At 37.2% G+C, this 16909-nt stretch carries 11 protein-coding genes and 2 pseudogenes; 4 read left to right on the top strand and 9 right to left on the bottom strand.

Annotation, left to right across the window (positions count from 1 at the left end):
- Positions 1-606: 606 nt before the first annotated feature.
- The 3 genes and pseudogenes from BM137_RS02000 to BM137_RS01990 all read left to right on the top strand — a co-directional run.
- Complete coding sequence (locus tag BM137_RS02000; RefSeq protein ID WP_092479470.1) at positions 607-1797, top strand: quaternary amine ABC transporter ATP-binding protein; 1191 nt, start codon at positions 607-609, stop codon at positions 1795-1797.
- A 1-nt stretch (position 1798) separates the two neighbouring features.
- Positions 1799-2629 (top strand): annotated as a pseudogene (locus tag BM137_RS01995) (ABC transporter permease); the annotation flags it as partial.
- A gap of 482 nt (positions 2630-3111) precedes the next feature.
- Positions 3112-3882: pseudogene (locus BM137_RS01990) on the top strand (glycine betaine ABC transporter substrate-binding protein); the annotation flags it as partial.
- 66 nt (positions 3883-3948) lie between these two features.
- On the opposite strand, the gene BM137_RS01985 reads toward BM137_RS01990, so the two are convergent.
- From BM137_RS01985 to BM137_RS01965, 5 genes are all read right to left on the bottom strand, one after another.
- Positions 3949-5946, bottom strand: coding sequence for an ABC transporter permease (locus BM137_RS01985; RefSeq protein ID WP_092479467.1), 1998 nt, complete (start codon positions 5944-5946; stop codon positions 3949-3951).
- Positions 5939-6706 carry an ABC transporter ATP-binding protein gene (locus BM137_RS01980; RefSeq protein ID WP_092479466.1) on the bottom strand — a complete coding sequence of 256 codons (768 nt, stop codon included), beginning with the start codon at positions 6704-6706 and terminating at the stop codon, positions 5939-5941. Before BM137_RS01980 ends, BM137_RS01985 begins: the two co-directional genes overlap by 8 nt.
- 116 nt (positions 6707-6822) lie before the next feature.
- Complete coding sequence (locus BM137_RS01975; protein WP_177192463.1) at positions 6823-7848, bottom strand: sensor histidine kinase; 1026 nt, start codon at positions 7846-7848, stop codon at positions 6823-6825.
- A gap of 1 nt (position 7849) precedes the next feature.
- Positions 7850-8530 (bottom strand): response regulator transcription factor, encoded by a 681-nt coding sequence (locus BM137_RS01970; protein ID WP_092479465.1) that lies wholly within the window; start codon positions 8528-8530, stop codon positions 7850-7852.
- A gap of 284 nt (positions 8531-8814) precedes the next feature.
- Positions 8815-9783, bottom strand: coding sequence for a D-2-hydroxyacid dehydrogenase (locus tag BM137_RS01965; protein ID WP_092479464.1), 969 nt, complete (start codon positions 9781-9783; stop codon positions 8815-8817).
- Between the two features lie 187 nt (positions 9784-9970).
- Between BM137_RS01965 and BM137_RS01960 the strand changes: the two genes are divergently transcribed.
- The gene (locus BM137_RS01960) at positions 9971-10642 is read left to right on the top strand and encodes a hypothetical protein (RefSeq protein ID WP_092479463.1); all 672 of its coding nucleotides are present in this window, start codon (positions 9971-9973) and stop codon (positions 10640-10642) included.
- 176 nt (positions 10643-10818) lie between these two features.
- Here the strand turns inward: BM137_RS01960 and recQ are convergent, their stop codons facing one another.
- The 4 genes from recQ to BM137_RS01940 form a co-directional block, all read right to left on the bottom strand.
- On the bottom strand, positions 10819-12987 hold the full coding sequence (recQ, locus tag BM137_RS01955) for a DNA helicase RecQ (protein WP_092479462.1): 2169 nt from the start codon (positions 12985-12987) through the stop codon (positions 10819-10821).
- A gap of 124 nt (positions 12988-13111) precedes the next feature.
- On the bottom strand, positions 13112-14797 hold the full coding sequence (locus BM137_RS01950) for a methyl-accepting chemotaxis protein (RefSeq protein WP_092479461.1): 1686 nt from the start codon (positions 14795-14797) through the stop codon (positions 13112-13114).
- A 245-nt stretch (positions 14798-15042) separates the two neighbouring features.
- Positions 15043-15900 carry an ABC transporter ATP-binding protein gene (locus BM137_RS01945; protein WP_092479460.1) on the bottom strand — a complete coding sequence of 286 codons (858 nt, stop codon included), beginning with the start codon at positions 15898-15900 and terminating at the stop codon, positions 15043-15045.
- Positions 15901-16908 carry a FecCD family ABC transporter permease gene (locus BM137_RS01940; RefSeq protein ID WP_092479459.1) on the bottom strand — a complete coding sequence of 336 codons (1008 nt, stop codon included), beginning with the start codon at positions 16906-16908 and terminating at the stop codon, positions 15901-15903.
- Between the last annotated feature and the right edge of the window lies 1 nt (position 16909).

Here is a 16909-nt window from a genome sequence, read left to right as displayed (position 1 = left end):
TACTTTGGGTTAATAGCTCTACTTAAACTATTAACCTAAGAACCCTTTTTCAAGGGTTCTTCTAAAGAGCGGCATGCTCTTTCTTTTTTATCTATTGTTTCTAGCATGTCCCTCTTTACAGTTAGAATATATCATGTAAGCGTTTCCTTGTCAATGATTTATTCTATAAAAAACCCATTTCTAATCGAAAATTAATGATTTCAAAATCATCTTTTTTATTCCTGTAGTTCTTTAAACAAAAAAAAACTAACACTAATAATCTTCGCTAATTTTACTTTTCCAACTTTTTTATTGGAGAATTTTTTACAAACTATCTCTACAAATGGAACTGTTTTTTCAAAATAAATTCATTAACCTATTTTGACCATTTTTTTAATTTTAATCAAATTCTTAGAGTCCTGTTCTCATGGTCATAGAAAGCGTTAACAAACGTGTTTTTACGGCAACTCCGTTTTACAGGTCTGTTTTAAGTGTGTTACGGTTATACTTGTGTTCAAGGCGGAAAGAAAATTTAAACATTCGTTCAAAACTCGATGGAATCAATCTTTTCACTACTTTTGTATGAAAAGTGTTCTGACGATTAAAAAAATAAAGGAGTTGAAGCTTTTGCCTAAAGTAACTGTTGAAAACTTGTCAAAAGTATTTGGTAAAAAAGAAGAACAAGCTTTAAAGCTAGCTAATGAAGGTAAGAAAAAATCTGAGATTCTTGAAAGAACTGGTGCAACTGTTGGTGTCAACAATGCTAGTTTTTCTGTTGAACAGGGAGAAATATTTGTCATCATGGGGCTTTCTGGGAGTGGTAAATCAACTTTGGTTCGCTTATTGAACCGATTGATTGAACCTTCTCAAGGAAATATCTTTATTGATGGAAAAAATGTTTCAAAAATGGGAAAAGAAGATTTGCGTAATGTACGAAGAAAAGAAATGAGTATGGTATTCCAAAACTTCGGTTTATTCCCGCAAAAAACAATTTTGGAAAATACAGAGTATGGTTTAGAGATCCAAGGTATGGCGAAAGCTGAACGTCGCGAACGTGCAGAAAAAGCCTTAGATAACGCTGGTCTACTTGCTTATAAAGACCAATATCCAAGTCAACTTTCAGGTGGAATGCAACAACGTGTTGGGCTAGCTCGTGCTTTAGCTAACGATCCTGAAATTCTGTTAATGGATGAAGCATTCTCAGCATTGGACCCATTGATTCGTCGTGAAATGCAGGATGAATTATTAGACATGCAAGAAAAAATGAATAAAACGATTATTTTCATCACACATGATTTAAACGAAGCATTGCGCATCGGGAATCATATCGCTTTGATGAAAGATGGCGAAATCATGCAAATCGGTACTGGGGAAGAAATTTTAACCAACCCAGCCAACGATTACGTTGAGAAATTCGTCGAAGATGTTGATCGTTCTAGAGTATTGACAGCAGAAAACATCATGGACCGCCCTACTACTCTGAAAATAGGGAAAGATGGTCCGAACGTAGCTTTAAGACGTATGGAGCAAGAAGGTTTGTCAAATATGCTTGTCATAGATGACAGCCGAAAACTATATGGATATGTTACAGATAGCGATACTGCTCGTGCAGTTAAGAACCATGAAAAGAACTTTGATAACATTCTACGTACAGATATTCCGACTGTACAAAAAGATACATTGATCAATGACATTTTTGAAGTCATCCACGATGCTTCTACACCAGTAGCCGTTGTCGAAGATGGAAAATTAGTCGGTATCATTGTTCGTAGTTTAGTTCTTGGTGCACTTGCCAAAGATAGTGAGGTGTCTTTATAATATGGATTTTTTAGATAATATACCCAAATTACCAGTAGCAGAAAATATTGAAAACTTTATGGATTGGATCACTGATGTGTTGGAACCGATATTTGATTTTGTTCAGTCATTCAGTGAAATCGTAATGGAAGGTTTAACTGATCTACTATTACTTGTCCCTCCCCTATTATTCATCGTTCTGATAGCTGCAATCTGTTTCTTTGCATCCGGTAAAAAATTCGGATTAGCTGCCTTTTCAATTGTAGGTTTATTTTATGTTCAGAACCAAGGTCTTTGGGATGATTTGATGAGTACGATCACCTTAGTCATTGTATCTAGTTTGGTTTCCGTGATTATCGGTGTGCCACTAGGAATTCTAATGGCTAAAAGCAAGTGGGCAAACACAATCGTTACCCCTATTCTTGACTTTATGCAAACAATGCCGGCCTTTGTATACTTGATTCCCGCAGTAGCATTCTTCGGAATCGGTATGGTGCCCGGAGTTTTCGCTTCAGTCATCTTCGCACTACCACCTACTGTGCGTTTTACAAACCTAGGAATTCGTCAAGTTTCGGAAGAATTAGTGGAAGCTGCTGACTCATTTGGTAGTACAGGGTCACAAAAACTATTTAAAGTTGAATTACCACTTGCTAAATCAACGATTATGGCCGGTATCAACCAAACCGTTATGTTAGCTTTATCAATGGTTGTTATTGCCTCAATGATCGGTGCTCCAGGACTTGGTTCCCAAGTATTATCTTCACTACAAAGAGCACAAGTAGGAACAGGCTTCGTCTCAGGACTAGCTCTAGTTATCCTAGCCATCATCATCGACCGCCTAACACAAAAATTCACTAAGTAAGAGCAGAGAGTGGAGAAAAGCGTTTAGCCTATTGACTATAAGAAAATTTCAGCAGACAGGTGTACTTTACCTGGCAGTTGAAATTGGCTTATAGGCACATAGGCTGCTTTTCGGAACTCGTTTTAAAATAAGAGCGTGGAGCAAGGCGTTTAGGCTACCGCTTATCAGAAGGGGTCGACCAGTTAGGTGTTTTTCCTAACAGGTCGAATCCGGCTTATAAGCGTGTAGTCTGCCTTGCGCAACGCGTTTCAGAAGCAGAGAGTGGAGAAAGGCGTTTAGCCTTTTGCAACTCGTTTAAAATAACAGGACAAACCCGCACAGCGGATAAAACACAAAAAGGAGAGATTGATTTGTCAAAATTCAATTGGAAAAAAACAGGTTTAACAGCTGCATTAGCTACAACTCTTGTATTAGCAGCTTGTTCATCAGATGACGCGTCTAAAGAAGATACTGTAGGAAAAGGTGAAGAAATCGAGTTATCTTATGTTGCATGGGATACTGAGATTGCTTCAACAAACGTTATTGGTAAAGTACTAGAAGATTTAGGTTATGACGTTGAATTAACTCAATTAGATAATGCCATCATGTGGGAAGCAGTAGCAACTGGTGAAGCTGATGGAATGGTAGCAGCATGGTTACCAGGAACTCATGGAGCACAATTTGAAAGATATGGCGACCAAATGGTTGACTTAGGTCCTAACTTAGAAGGCGCAAAAATTGGTTTAGTTGTTCCAACTTATATGGAAGATGTTAATTCAATCGAAGACTTAACAGATGAAGCCGGCCAAACGATCACAGGTATCGAACCTGGTGCTGGTGTTGTAGCAGCTTCTGAACGTACTGTTGAAGAATACCCTAACTTAGAAGGTTGGAACGTACAAACGTCTTCTTCTGGGGCAATGACGACTACATTAGGTCAAGCCTATGAAAATGAAGAAGAAATCGTCGTTACCGGTTGGTCTCCACATTGGAAATTCGAGACATATGACCTTAAATATCTAGAAGATCCTAACGGTACTTTTGGAGAAGCAGAAACCATCAACACAATGGTACGTGAAGGCTTAGAAGAAGAAATGCCAGAAGCTTACCAAGTATTGGATCAATTTGAATGGTCAGTTGAAGACATGGAAAGCATCATGTTAGACATCCAAGAAGGAACTGACCCAGAAGATGCAGCTGAAGCATGGATTGAAGCAAATCCAGAAAAAGTTGCTGAATGGACTGAAGGCGTAACAGCTGAATAATATTGATTGTTAAAAAGCAGCTTAGCACCCATACGTTGGGAGCTAAGCTGCTTTTTTAAAACTTTTTTATTTTATAATTGAGAAGTAAACTCTTGATGTGATTCGGTAAATGATCCAATACACTAAACTAAAGAATAAGACTACTCCGGCAATACACAAGACGACTAAAGTAGTGTCTGTTACACTAAAGAATAACAACATCTTTTGGATGATCGGAAAAGCAAAAGCGACATGCATGACTGCAATGAGTAACGGTAAGAAAAACATCCAGATAATTTGAGAACGTGTTGACTTTTCAATCATCTGATTATCCAGCCCAACTTTTTGCATAATCTGGAATTTGTCTCGGTCATCGTAACCTTCTGAAACTTGTTTGAAATACGTGATCAGAATCGCTCCAAAAGTAAACAATAATCCTAGGAAAACCCCAATAAATAAAAACCCACCGTTAGCACTATACCATTCTTGTCGATTAGCATCTCTGGAATCAAGCATAGTTGAAAATCCTTCTTCATTGAGTATTTTATCCATCGTATGGCTATTCGCAATTTTATCGTCTTCTGTTCCCGTTGTATTCCAACCGATAATAGCCCGCGTACCAAATACAAACAGCTCTGGGTTTTCTTCTACATAATCGGCTATGATCGAGTCCGTTCCTTCTACACTAGGTGTTACTAGTATAATAGTCTCTACAAGATTATTACCTTCGATAACTTTCAACTGTTCCTCCACTTTATTTTTTACAGAAGAATCCGTAAATTGGTGAACTGGATGAACCTGACCTGCTAATTCTATTGTAGATGCTGAATAAGGTCCTTTTGAATGGTAGACCGCCACTTCTCCTTCTTCGATTTGTAAAGGCGCACCAATCATTCGTTCAATATCTTCTTGAGGGATCAGCATCATTTCTCCAGGGACAAGATTTCCGCTAGAAGAACCTGGTACCACAAATGTGTCACTTTCTAAATTACCACTTAAAGTTTCATATCGATAACTAGAGTAATCTGTTAAAGCTAATCCCGCATTTTCTGTTTCAGTACGAACAAGATTTTCAAACTCTGACATCTTCTCTGCATCTTTCAGTTCAAAGACTGTCGCATTGTGGTCATAAGGGAAACGCGATTCTAGTGCTCCTTCCGTTCCTACATAAATAGCTGCAGTCGTTGAAACAGCAACAATAATCATCGTAGCTAATATACAGATATTTGCTAATCCTGCAGCGTTTTGTTTCATTCGGTACAACATTCCCGAAATAGAAATAAAAGCATTTGGACGATAGTAGATTTTTTTGTTCTTTTTCATGGCTTTCAAGATGAAAATAGACCCTGAAATAAACAACAAATACGTACCAGCAATGACCAACAAAACTGCTATAAAGAAATACAGTATGGCACTGACTGGATCTTCAATCGAAAGTGAGATCCCATATCCGCTTCCTAAGAAAATAACAGATAGTAAAAATAAAATGATCGAACTTTTCGGTTCTTTCTCTCCACTCTGTTTCCCTTTTACCAATTCAATAGGGTTGCTGAATGTCACTTGACTGATATTATACAGTAAAGCTACAAAGAAAATGACCGTAAAACCAGCAAATGTGATCAATGCTACTACAAAAGAAAAAGGATAATCCATACTTACTGGGAATTTCAAAAGATAATTCAATGCTAGGAAAACAAATCTTCCCATGATTTGTCCGCTGATGATCCCGATAAGGATACTTCCTAAACTAGTGATCAAGGACTCTAACAATAAAACGAATGCTACATGTTTTTTCTTCATACCTAATATAGCGTACAATCCAATTTCCTTTTTCCGTCGTTTAATCAAAAAACTATTTGTGTACATGATGAAGATAAATGAGAAAACACCGATCACTACAGATCCCAGCATAAACATCATTGGCAGAAGGGATGAACGTTCCATAAGAAAATCATTGTAGACTAATGACGTCATCAGATAGAACATTGCTACAGTTGCAATAGATGCCAAAATATAAGGAACATAGATTTGTTTATTGGAACGAATATTTTTAATGGCTAACTTCGCAAATAATTGCTTAGTCATGCTGCTCACCTCGATTCACTAAAACCATTAACGTTTGAGTGATTTTTTCCATAAACTGATCTACAGTCTGGTTGCCGCGATAAATTTCATTGAATACTATACCATCTTGAATGAACAACACACGATTAGAGTGCGCTGCAGCTCGCGTACTATGCGTGACCATCATAATGGTCTGTCCAGCTTCATTAATGTCTTCAAACGTCTCTAATAAGCTTTGTGAGGCTTTAGAATCCAACGCACCTGTCGGCTCATCAGCTAAAATCAGTTTTGGCTGTGTGATCAACGCTCTGGCAACAGCCGCACGTTGCTTTTGTCCTCCAGATACTTCATATGGATAATGTCCGATCAAGTTGGCAATCCCTAATTTTTCAACGATCGGCAATAAGCGAGCTTCCATTTCTTTGACCGGTGTATTTGACAGCACTAATGGCAAGAGAATGTTGTCTTTGATCGAAAAGTTGTCCAACAAATTAAAATCTTGGAAAACAAATCCTAAATCTTTTCTTCTGAAATCTGACACTTTACTGTCTTTGATGTCAGCTAAATTTTTTCCTTCTAATAAAACTTCCCCAGAGCTTGCTTTATCCAATGTAGATAAAATATTCAACAAAGTCGTTTTTCCTGAACCCGATTCCCCCATGACTGAAACGAATTCTCCTTTTTCAACGGTAAAGTTGACATCTTTCAATGCTTCTACCTGTTGGTTTGAGAAACGAGTTGCATATGTTTTTTTCAAATGATTTACTTCTAATAAAGTCATTTTATTTCCTCCTCTTGTTCTAACTAACCCTATTGTATGCCGTTAGAACAAATGGTGCCTTTATCTATCCTTACAAAATGATAGACAATCTTACACTTTTGTAAGACTGTCTTTTACTAAAAAATTTCTACTATTTCATGATTCAAATCAATACTGACTCGCGTTCCTTTACCTACTTCTGATTGAATCGTTAACTTGTGACCTAAACGCCGGCAGATTTTTTTGCTTAAAAAGAGCCCTAAACCGGTAGATTTTTCTTGAACCTTTCCATTCCATCCCGAATACCCTTTTTCAAATATCTTGGGCAAGTCTTCTGAGCGAATACCTATCCCTGTGTCTTCAATAATCAAATGGTTTTCTTGCTGCGGATCCATGTATATTTTTATCTGTCCTTTTTTAGGCGTGTATTTTAAACTATTAGACAAAATCTGCTCTATTAAAATAAGCAGCCAATTTTCATCTGACAACACTTTTTTTTCAAGGGATTGGTACTCTAGTGTGATCTGATTGTAGATAAATAAAATCGAAAACTTTTTGAGCGCTTTTTTGATGACACGATCTAATTCTACTTCATCTAAATCAAGTTCTTTTTCGGCTTGTTCCAACTTTAAATAATTTAACGCCATATGCGTGTAATTTTCTATGCGAATCAATTCCTGACGAACCTTTTTAGTTAAGTCTGTATTTTCATTATTTTGCTGCATCAATAGACTCATTGCCGCAATCGGGGTTTTAATTTGGTGAAGCCATAAGGTAAAATAATCCATTTGCTCAGTATTTTTTTCTTGCTGACTGTAATGAAATTTCTCTATTTCATCCATCAAATGATTGATCTCTTCAATAAGGTATTGTTCTGAAGGATCAATAGATGGTGCGAGCTCATTCAAAACGGTTAAAGGTTGAGTCTCAATGTATTTCAATATTTTGTACCGTTTATTGTATTGGATAAACTGCACAATCAAAAAAACCAAAAACAAAAATCCAGTCAATAGTATGCCGTAAAAATAAAATTCCAGCGGCAAGCGTCCTAAAATAAATAAAACACCATAAAGAATGACCATGCTCAAATAAATAGCTATCTCATAACGCTTAAAGGATAAAAACCCCCTAAATACTGCGCTTTGCTCTTTTAAATAAGTCATTTTATTCCCCCTTCATCAATCCATACCCATAACCTTTTTTAGTGATGATAAAATTCTCCAGCCCTATCTCGGCTAATTTTTTTCTTAACCGGGCGATATTGACCGCTAACGTATTATCATCGATAAACGCTTCGTTTTCCCATAAGCTGACCATAATGGCTTCACGAGAAACGAATTCGCTTTTGTGCAGAAACAACTGTTCCAGTATTTTCATCTCTGTTTTAGTCAAAGCCATTTCTTTTTCTTCAAATTGCAGCCTCAATTCATTTGCTTTCAAATAAACACCTTGATGGTTCAAAAAAGAATCGTTTTCGTTAAAATCATAGGTTCTTCTTAATAAAGCTTGTATTTTGGCGATCGCAATCGTTAAATCGAAGGGCTTACTGATGAAATCATCTGCTCCCATTTGAATCGCCATAACAATGTCCATTCGCTCATTCTGCGACGATATAAATATAATCGGTACTTGAGACACTTTCCTGATTTCTGTACACCAGTAGTATCCATTAAAATAAGGCAATTTGATATCAATCAACACTAATTGTGGGGCTTGTTCTGTAAACAGCTCCATGATTTGATTGAAATCAGTTGTATAAAATGCTTGGTAACTCCACTTCGTCAGCTCTTCCTGCAAACTTTTGGCAATTGTAAGATCATCTTCTATAATCATAATTTTTTGCATATTCTCACCCCATATATTCCTTAACGTATTTTATTATAATGGAAAAAGTATACGCTTGAACTAAGAATATATTTTTCAATGCGCTTTTTTTATGGATCTTTTTATGTAGAGAAAAAGGACCGGATCTCCGCTCCTTTTTCTAGAATCTTTTTAGCTGCTCTTTTAAAAGAATATTTTGATATAGACAAAACATAAATAAGACGTACATCCAAATAATGATCAATATTAAAAAAGCCGGATTGCTCCTCTCTTTCGAGTAATGCTCTATTTGTATACGAATTGAATTAATCACTATTCACTACATTGACTGGATCTCCGTTTATATACTGTTTGATATTATTCGTAGCGATATCAATTAATCTAGTTCTGCTTTCCTTAGTTGCCCATGCAATGTGCGGTGTGATAAAACAGTTTTGAGCTTTTAATAATGGATTCGAACTTTCAATAGATTCCGTGCTGACCACATCAACTCCAGCAGCATATATTTTCCCGCTATTCAAGGCATCTGCTACAGCTTGCTCATCCAGTAATTCACCACGAGCTGTATTCAAGACAACAACGCCATTTTTCATTTTTGCAATGGCTTCTTCATCAATAAGCGATTTGGTTTCTTCCACCAACGGAATATGCAGTGAAATAACATCCGATTGCTTCAATAATTCATCTAAAGACACATAAACAGCCAATTTTTTTCCTTCTTCACTTTGACTGCGATTATAAGCTATCACATTCATACCAAAAGCATTCGCGATTTTCGCGGTCTCTTGTCCAATACTGCCAAAGCCAATAATGCCGATTGTTTTTCCAACCAATTCAATTAAAGGAAAATCAAAAAAGCTCCAATCTGGACTTTTCTCCCATTTGCCTTCATGTACTGCTTGGCTGTGATGTCCAACGTGCTGACAGATCTCTAGTAGAAGGGCAAAAGTCATTTGCGCTACTGAAGGCGTACTGTAATCTGGAACATTGGTTACCACTATCCCTTTTTCTTTAGCAGCCTTCAAGTCTACAACATTGTATCCTGTGGCTAATACGCCAATATATTTCAAATAAGGACAAGCATCCATGATACTTCCCGTAATAGGTGTTTTATTGGTCAACACGATTTCAGCGTTCCCTATGCGATCAATAATTTCTTTTTCATCAGTTAAAGAGGTCCGGTGATAAACCTCTAAATTCCCTAGCTCATTCAACCCGTCCCAATTCAAATCACCTGGATTTGTCGTATATCCTTCTAAAACAATGATTTTCATAGAATATCTCCTATCTGTGTGCTTTTTATTGATTTCTTTTCTCAGCTTAACTTTACTTGAACTTGCTCGTATTTGCGAATAGTAATTCCTATTTAGTGACAATTTTCCAAACATCTTTAAAATAACTAGTTTTTGTATACCGCTTGTTATATGATTGTCTCATAATGTGAATTGAAAGGAGTCTTTCATGAAAAAGTATGGTCCGATTATTGTATTATTGCTTTTATTTTTCGCCATTGTTTATGTAGGATTAAACCAAACTAAAACGTTCAGCAAAGAAACCGTTCAGACAAAAAGTATTGAAAAAGAAGTTGCGACAAAATCACGCGCAAAAGAACCTCTTTCAGCTGACGGATTGACCGCAATCCAGCGAGTAGAGTCACGAGGCAGTCAATTGACTGATACTATCAGCAGCAGTATTTCTAGCAACTTGTGGGTCGTTGAAGAAGAAACCGAAGAAATAGAAGAAGTTGTTGAAAGCGAAGAAAGTGAATTGGAATTGGAAGAAAGCGAGTTTTATGAGGAAACAGAATACAGTTCTGAATCCAGCTCTCAAAACAATTCAAAAAAATGGTCAAAACCGAAAAGCTCTACCGGTAAAACGACTAAGAAAACAACTAAACCTAAAGCCAAACCAAAAACAGAATCATCCGAATCAGAGTCTTCAAAAGAAGAGAAACCTCAAAAAGACGAAGGTGGATTAGTAAAAGAACCTGTTGAAGAGAAACCTGAAACGCCTGCTACACCGGCTGAAGAAGAAAGTTCAGATGAAACACCTGAGGAATCTGAATCTCCTACACCACCCGCAGAGTCTGACTCAAGCGAAGACCTCGATAGTGAGAATGATTTTTCTGAATAAATGATCTATTACATAAAAACACCTATTCTACTTGTAACGAAAGTAGGATAGGTGTTTTTGGTGTGTCTATATTCTTTTATTCGAGGGCTAATCTGTTCTATTAATCAAATGAACTCTCTTTCTTCACTCACTTGATTAATAGACGACCTCCCATATCTATTTAAAAATAAACTTCATTACTTCGACTCTGCTTTTACTTTCGCTAGGACAAACTTGATTTCATCGTAAGATATCGAGTCCGCTAAAGCTTCTTTAATTGGCTTCAGTGATGCTGTCCCCACTTCTTCTACGGCTTTTCTTATCTCAGATTCAGCTTCTGGAGCAACTAGTCTGGAATACTCCAATTCTGTCCCTTCTTGAATCAAGGTACACAAATGATTCACTATCGTTGTTGGCGACAAATCACGGATTGATGCAATTTCTTCAATGGTTTTGCCCTCTTGGAAAAAACTCAATGTCTCTTCATGTGTTTTGCCTTTCTTACGTGGACTTGTTGAAGAAGGTGCTGCTTTCACGACTGCTTTGGTAGACAAATTTTCTGTGCGCAATTGTTCCACATTCAAATCATTTGTGCTGATATAATCGTTAATAAGAGCTAAGAACTGATCTCCGTAATCAGCTAATTTTGCTTCTCCTACTCCATGAATGGTTAAAAATTCAGCATCTGAAGCAGGAAATTTAGCGGCCATATCAATTAAACTACGATCTGAAAAGACAACAAATGGCGGCTTACCCAGTCCTTGGGCAATCTCTTTCCGCAATTCGCGTAACTGTTCAAATAATCCCGTATCATAATTCTCAATATTTTCGACTGATTTTTTCGTTGTTGTCGGTTCTTCTTTCAATGATTTGGTCATCGACAAACGTACTTTAGCTTGTAATAAGTCATTGGTTTTTGCCGTGAATTGCAAAATCGGATACTGATCCCCACCTAAGTGCAAGTAGTTTTCACTGATCATGATAGAAATCATATCTTTGATATCCCCATCCGTATATTCTTTCATCAATCCATAAGTAGACAATGCGTCAAACCCTTGCTGCTTGATGCGGCTGGTGGATTTTCCGCGTAACACATCGACTATCAATCCAGTTCCATAGGCTTGATTCATGCGGTAAATACATGAGAGAATTTTTTGGCATTCTACAGTGATATCTGTTTTGACCATTTCTCCATCACAATTTGAACAATGCTTGCACTCCGTCCACTCAGGGGTTTCATCAAAATAATTCAAAATCGTTTTTCGCAAACAACTTCCTGTTTTGCAGTACGTGATCATCGTATTCAAATTTGATTTAGCATGCGGGTTATTTCCCTGTTCGATCAAAAACGTATTGGTAATGATATCTTGACCAGAATAAAAGAGGATCGCTTCAGATGGAGCTCCATCTCTTCCTGCACGTCCAGCTTCTTGATAATAACTTTCCATATCCAAAGGCATGTTGTAATGAATGACTCGTCTGACGTTTGATTTATCGATACCCATTCCAAAAGCATTCGTAGCCACCATAATCGGTTTTCGGTCGTATAAAAAGTCATCTTGATTTTGTGTTCTCTCTTGTGGACTGATTCCTGCATGATACATCGTTACCGGGTACCCTTTTTTGACTAACGTATCATAAACCGTATCCACATTCTTTCTCGTATTGCAGTAAATAATGCTGGATTCTTTGTTGTCTAAAATACGCAGCAATTCGTCGGCTTTCTTTTTCGGTTTGACCACTGAAAAATACAGATTAGGACGGTCAAAACTGGAAATATATTGATAAGGCTGTTCTAGCCTTAATTGTGTGATCATATCTGCTCGCACTGGTGTAGTCGCCGTCGCTGTAAAACCAGCAAACGGAGGTCTGTTATTCAAGACATCCATTAATCGAGGAATATTTTGATAACTGGGTCTGAAGTCGTGTCCCCACTGAGAAACACAATGCGCCTCATCTACGGCTACTAAATTAACATTCATTTGTTGGACATAGGATATAAAGGTCTCGTTTTCTAAGCGTTCCGGAGACACATACATTAAGTCTAGTTCCCCATGAACGGCACTGTACAGAATGCTTTCTTGCTCGTAAAAAGACAGTTGGCTGTTGATATACGCTGCTTTGATTCCCATAGTTGCTAAAGCGTCTACCTGATCTTTCATTAAAGAAATCAAAGGAGACACAACGATTGTGACACCTTCCATACAAATAGCCGGAATCTGATAACAAATCGATTTCCCGCCTCCAGTAGGCATAACGCCTAAAACATCGTCTCCTCTTAAAATAGCTTCAATTAGTTGTTCTTGTCCAGGTCGAAAAGACTCATATCCATAATAATGTTTTAATGTTTCTAGAATTGATTTCATAAGGACCTCCATAACTCTTTCATCTGCAATTCTGCTCCTTACTAGCCTATCATATTTTTCTGTGGGGAAAATAAAAAAAGACGAAAAAATGTAAGAACATTTTTCCGTCTTTGATAAGACTATTTTAAACACTGAATTTGCTGACGAGACCGGTTAATTCTTCTGCTAATTGAGCTAAGAAAGTGGCTGATGAAGAAACCTCTTCGGTCGAAGCCAATTGTTCTTCTGTTGCAGCAGCGATTTCACCAGTTGTTGCAGAAGAAGTTTTTGCCGCTGCAGCTACTTCTTCAATCGAAGCATTCACTTGTTGGACACTCGCTGAAATTTGCTCTGAAGCAGCCGATAATTCTTGTGTTTGAATGGTTGTACTTTCAATCGACTGAACGATCCGTTCAAATGACTTTCCAGTTTCTTCCGCTATTGTCATCCCTTGAACAATCTCATCGTTCCCATGATGCATCATTTCAACGGCTTTTGATGTATCGGTTTGAATATGCTGGATCAATTTTGCAATTTGATTAGCTGATTCTCTAGATTGTTCCGCCAATTTCCGTACTTCATCTGCTACTACGGCGAAGCCTTTTCCTTGCTCTCCAGCTCTAGCAGACTCTATGGCCGCATTTAGTGCCAATAGATTTGTTTGATCAGAGATATCTGTTATGACACTAATAATTTTTCCAATTTCAATCGATCTTTTTTCCAAAGCTTGAATCACTTGATTCGTTTCTTCGTTTGCTTGAGAAATCGTATTCATTTGACGAATAACTTCTTGAACATTTTGATTTCCTTTAGCTGCTTGTCTTATCGTTTCTATCGTTGTTTGAGCTACTGTGGAAGTGTTCCCGGTAATTTGCAAAATACCTGTTGCAATTTCATTTGCTCCATGGGCACTTTCATTTGTATTTCTGCTTTGAACTTCAATACTCTCTGCTACGTTACTAATTGAATCCGCTACTTGATTAGTCGCAGCAGTTGTTTCTTCTGCTATAGCCAGTAGTTCTTGTGAAGAAGAGGCTACCTGTTCTGAGGTTTGACTGACTTTTTCAATCATGTCGTGCAAATTGTTCAACATTTTATTAACTGCTAAAGCTAAGTGACTGATTTCATCTTTTCCTTTGACGTTGATTTCGTCTATGGCTAAATTGCCATTCGCAATCTCTTCTGCTACTTCAGTAACGATTTTTGCTCTTTTTGAAATTTTGTTACTGATGCCTAGAGCTACTGCAATCCCAGTTGCAATGGCTACTAAACTAAGTATGACGATCACACGAATTGTATTATTGGTTTGCTGACTGAGTTGTTGACTAGTTGCAGCAAAAGCGTCTTGTTGATAAAACAACAGCTCTTTTCCAATATTTTCGAGTTCCGCAGATATTTCGTCTCCTCTGGTATTCATCAAATCCGTATAACCTTCTACGTTTTCACTTTGTTTATATGTAATAGCTTCCTCTGCCATTTCAGCGAATCTTTCTTCTGTTGCTACTAATTGATCAATCAATCCATTAGCTTCTTTACTATTAGAGTGTGCTGCTAGATTACCTATATTTTCCTTAAATTCATCTCGGTTTAGGTAATAGGCATCAAGCTTTTCTACATCTCCTGTTGTTAAGTAAGCTTGTAAATCTCTTTCTTCTTGATACGTTTCAAATAAAGTATAAGAAGTTAGCTGAATCTTATTTGTTCTGTCTGTTATTGTAGAACTGTATTGATCATTTACCGCGTTAAACTGTACATATGTTATCCCGCTGATAATCATCAATAATGCGATAATACTAAAAAAACCTGTTAATAATTTTTGTTTCAAATTCATGAATCTCTTACCTTCCTTTTATGTATTAACCGTTTACTTTTTAAAACTCCAAACTCTTTCCACTATTTTGTTAATCGGTTAATATGAAAAGAAATGTAATCTTTTTTAATAAAAATACACATTATTTTCATCAAAAGTGAATAGTTTGTTACAGAATTCAATAACTCTTGATTTTTCATGAATTTTTATACGACAAAGCCGAGCCGACAGAAGGAAAACTTTCCTTCTGTCGGCTCGGTCTCTTCTTATACTGGTGCAATTTTTCTATGCTTGCAATTTAAATCACATTTCTTCGTACATCCAATTAGCAACGTTTCTCTTTTGATTACTTCATATTCTAGGCAAATGGGGTATCGTTTGTCTTCACTGAGCTGCAGTTTAGCTTCTATACCGTATAACTCACTCAAACTTTCTCGTGTGATCGCTTCGCAAGGTGAACCTTGACAGATTAGTTTCCCGTGTTTTAAACCGATGATATTATCAGCATATCTGCACGCATTGTTCAACTCATGCAGCACCATCACGATAGTAAAACCAGCTTGTTTATTTAATTTGCTCAATAATTGCAGGATTTCTTGCTGATAAGATAAATCCAAATACGTTGTAGGTTCATCCAGTAAAATAATATCGGTTTCTTGGGCTATAGTCATAGCAATCCATACTCTTTGACGTTGTCCTTGAGATAACGCCTCTACTTTTCGATCCGAAAGGTCCTCTAACTCCGTCTCTTGAATCGCCCAATCAATCATGTGTCTATCGTGTTTAGATAATCCACCAAAACTTTTTTGATACGGAAATCGGCCATAAGCAACCAGTTCTCTGACAGTCAATCCGCTTGGGCAGATTGGTTCTTGCGGCAGAAAGGCGATTTGAGTAGCTAAAACCTTTTCTTTTTGCTTGGCAATATCTTTTCCATTAATAGAAATATGCCCGTTCTGCGGCTTAATGACTCCGACAATACTTTTTAAAAGAGTCGACTTTCCGCATCCATTAGATCCTACGATGATATTGATTTTGCCTTTTAAAATGGACAAATCCAATTTTTCGATCACAGTCTGTTCTTCATATCCTGCTGATAATTCTTTTACGGCTATAGCTTCCATCTAATTCTCCTTTACAATCAAATACATAAAGTAAGGAACACCCAACAATGAAACAGTGATGCCAACAGGTATTTCTACAGGTGAAAACATATTTTTAGAAATAGCGTCTGCACACAACATAATAATGGCACTGATCAACACTGAAACTATCAAGAAATTTTTATGCGATGAACCCACTAATCTTTTAGCGATATTAGGAGAAATTAATCCAATGAATCCAACATTTCCAGCAAATGCTGTCGCTCCGCCAGCTAAAATTACTGCGTAAATCAACATCTTTTTTCGTTCTCGGTTCCGGTTTAACCCTAAAGATAAAATATGTTCATCAGATAATTGTAAGACATCCATTTTTTTATGATTCAATAAGACCAAGGTAAAAACAATCGCGACTACAGGCAAAAGAATGTTTGCGTACTCCCAACCTGTTCCCCACAAACTGCCGGATGTCCAAATCAACACTTTGTTGTATTCTCCTACACCGCCTCTGAAGATGAAAAACGTCATAAAAGCGCTCAGTCCTGCGTTTATTCCTAGACCTATCAACACCATTCTTTTAGGTTTGATCTCTTGTTGATTAGAAAGAAGATAAACGATGCAAGCCGTGATTCCAGCGCCAATAATGGCCATGATCGGCAACAGATAAATAGAAAAAGAACCTAACTTGTTATAATACTGTGTGGTTTGAAACGTTACCACCAAAATTGCTGCCGCTGCTGCTCCAGCATTTATTCCTATCATTCCGGGATCAGCCAATTCATTTTTTGTGATGGTTTGGACGATTCCTCCAGAAGTAGCCAACGCCGCACCGACACAAATCGCTACTATCATTCGAGGAAAACGCAAGTTGAAAAGAGCCGTTTGTTGATATGCGTTTCCTTTTCCGACTAGCGTTAAAAGAAGGTCAGATACTGACATCTGATAGCTTCCCCAACTTAAGTAAAATAATACCGCTACAATAAACAGACTAACCAAAACAATCATTAAAGGTTTCATTTTGTATTTTTTCATC

It is taken from the genome of Desemzia incerta (genome assembly GCF_900115825.1).
Classification (GTDB): Bacteria; Bacillota; Bacilli; order Lactobacillales; family Carnobacteriaceae; genus Desemzia; species Desemzia incerta.
The sequence above is the reverse complement of the archived record's forward strand: the minus strand, read 5'-3'. Positions and strand labels throughout refer to the sequence as shown.